The sequence below is a fragment of the Streptococcus infantis genome (assembly GCF_047463615.1).
GTDB lineage: Bacteria > Bacillota > Bacilli > Lactobacillales > Streptococcaceae > Streptococcus > Streptococcus infantis_X.
The window spans coordinates 1-2,537 of the sequence record NZ_JASHDO010000020.1 but is presented as its reverse complement, the minus strand read 5'-3'; the positions used below and the strand labels follow the sequence as shown (position 1 = coordinate 2,537).

Annotated in this window: 1 protein-coding gene; it reads right to left on the bottom strand. The window is 40.5% G+C overall.

Annotated elements, in window-relative coordinates; all coding sequences use genetic code 11:
* Positions 1-2,537: mucin-binding protein (locus QM874_RS09775; RefSeq protein WP_414317121.1), on the bottom strand; the 2,537-nt coding region annotated here is incomplete at both ends.

Below are 2,537 nucleotides of genomic sequence, written 5' to 3'. Positions count from 1 at the left end.
CACATAATGAACAGTTGATGTTACATCTTTCTTCCATTGATCTGTCTCAGGGTATTTAGGACTCTTTGGATCTTTTGGATTGATTGGATCTGTTGGTTTATGTGGATTATTTGGTCCAACTGGAGTTTCACCGTGTTTCAAGGTTACTGTCCAAATTTGGTCACGGGATGCATCTGTGTCATAAGTAGCTCCTGCTGGGAACTCATCGCTTACAAGAACGTATCCACGATCTTCATAGTACTTAATCTTAGCTGCAGTTGAGTAGTCAATAGCTTCACCAGATTTACCAGAAACTTGATCATTTTCAAGTGTTTTATCAGTATTTTGGTCTACATACTTGATAATAGCTTTTTGTTCTGCCTTACGGTAGACAACAGGTGTATCTTCTCCTGGTTTGTCAGGTGTTACACTTGGAGTGTCTGTCACATAACCTGGGATGTCTGGAGTTGGAGTCTTGCCACCCTTAGTTGGATCTTCTGAATCGTTGTTGTACTGTGGAGTTGGTGCTTTAGGAATTGGGTTTCCTTCTGGATCAACTGGAATGATCTTACCAAGCGGTTTGTAAGTAACCTTATCCGTAACTTCTGGTTGATCTGGAGTAACTGTCTTAGATCCAGCTTCCTTCTTATCGGCATAGTAATGTTCAACTACTGGAACTGTTTCTTTGCCATAAGTGTGATTAGGTTGATCCCATGTTGTTGTACCATTTTTTTGTTTACCAGTAAAGGTGAAGTTATCTTGAACCTTATCAGCTGGAGTAGCTGTTCCTGCTCCTTCAAACGTTACCGTTTGTTTAGTTGGTTTTGTAACTTTAGTTGTTTTTGGTACGTAGATAATTGGTGTGTCTTCACCTGGTTTATCAGGAGTGATTGGTGTTCCTGGAGGTACTAATTTACCTGGTTTAGTTGGATCTTTTGGATCTGGAAGATGTGGTTCATAACCTGGTACATCTGGAACAAGTGGTTGACCTGGTTTAGTTGGATCTTTTGGATCATTTGGATACTTCACTCCTGGTTTTGATGGGAAGTTTGGATCGTTTGGTGTCTCTGGTTTTGGAACCAATTTTCCAAGTGGTCTGTAAGTTACAGTTTCTTCGAGATTTTCTTGAGTGACTGTCTTAGAAGCAACACTTCCTTTATCAGCGTAGTAACCTGTCAATCCTGGTGTTGGAACTGCATCATAGTTAGTCTTATTAGCTGTCCATGTTGCATCAGGGTTAAGAACTTTACCTGTCACCTTATCAACATTTAAGGTACGTGTCCATTGTGCATTTTGAACATTGTCAGCTGGGGCAGTTGCATTACCGTCTGATACCACATAATGAACAGTTGATGTTACATCTTTCTTCCATTGATCTGTCTCAGGGTATTTAGGACTCTTTGGATCTTTTGGATTGATTGGATCTGTTGGTTTATGTGGATTATTTGGTCCAACTGGAGTTTCACCGTGTTTCAAGGTTACTGTCCAAATTTGGTCACGGGATGCATCTGTGTCATAAGTAGCTCCTGCTGGGAACTCATCGCTTACAAGAACGTAACCACGATCTTGGTATTTCTTGATCTTAGCTGCAGTTGAGTAGTCAATAGCTTCACCAGATTTACCAGAAACTTGATCATTTTCAAGTGTTTTACCAGTATTTTGGTCTACATACTTGATAATAGCTTTTTGTTCTGCCTTACGGTAGACAACAGGTGTATCCTCTCCTGGTTTGTTAGGAGTTACACTTGGTGTATCTGTCACATAACCTGGGATGACTGGAGTTGGAGTTTCGCCACCCTTAGTTGGATCTTGTGGATCATTGTTGTACTGTGGAGTTGGTGCACTTGGAATTTTGTTTCCTTCTGGATCAACTGGAATGATCTTACCAAGTGGTTTATAAGTAACCTTATCCGTAACTTCTGGTTGATCTGGAGTAACTGTCTTAGATCCAGCTTCCTTCTTATCGGCATAGTAATGTTCAACAACTGGAACTGTTTCTTTGCCATAAGTGTGATTAGGTTGATCCCATGTTGTCGTACCATTTTTTTGTTTACCAGTGAATGTGAAGTTATCTTGAACCTTATCAGCTGGAGTAGCTGTTCCTGCTCCTTCAAACGTTACCGTTTGTTTAGTTGGTTTTGTAACTTCAGTTGTTTTTGGTACGTAGATAATTGGTGTGTCTTCACCTGGTTTATCAGGAGTGATTGGTGTTCCTGGAGGTACTGATTTACCTGGTTTAGTTGGATCTTTTGGATCTGGAAGATGTGGTTCATAACCTGGTACATCTGGAACAAGTGGTTGACCTGGTTTAGTTGGATCTTTTGGATCATTTGGATACTTCACTCCTGGTTTTGATGGGAAGTTTGGATCGTTTGGTGTCTCTGGTTTTGGAACCAATTTTCCAAGTGGTCTGTAAGTTACAGTTTCTTCAAGATTTTCTTGAGTGACTGTCTTAGAAGCAACACTTCCTTTATCAGCGTAGTAACCTGTCAATCCTGGTGTTGGAACTGCATCATAGTTAGTCTTATTAGCTGTCCATGTTGCATCAGGGTTAAGAA